Origin of the sequence: Vogesella urethralis, assembly GCF_007644045.2 — a bacterium.
In the GTDB taxonomy this organism is placed as follows: domain Bacteria; phylum Pseudomonadota; class Gammaproteobacteria; order Burkholderiales; family Chromobacteriaceae; genus Vogesella; species Vogesella urethralis.
The window spans coordinates 1-235 of the sequence record NZ_VMDW02000103.1; the positions used below are offsets into that span (position 1 = coordinate 1).

Consider the following 235-nt stretch of genomic DNA (forward strand, 5'->3'; position numbering starts at 1 on the left):
GGCCGAAACGCGCGACAGATCGACGGAAATCACCGGCAGCGCATCAAGGTAAGGGCTTTTGCGAAACATCTTTCTCGCTTCGGTCCAGGTGCCGTCGAGCATAATAAACAGCGGCGGCTTACCGGGTGGTGGCGCCGTAAGCACCTGACGTTGTTCGCCTGCATATGATGCCGGGAAAACGGCCATGGGCTGATAGTCCGGGCTTGCCACCAGGTCGAGCAGAGCCTGAGGTGGC

The 235-nt window shown here is 60.0% G+C and carries 1 protein-coding gene; it reads right to left on the reverse strand.

All coding sequences use genetic code 11. The annotated features are described in order from the left end of the window. Positions 1-235, reverse strand: a 235-nt coding sequence (locus FLQ03_RS14375) for a DTW domain-containing protein (RefSeq protein WP_144374171.1), incomplete at both ends; no start/stop codon positions are given.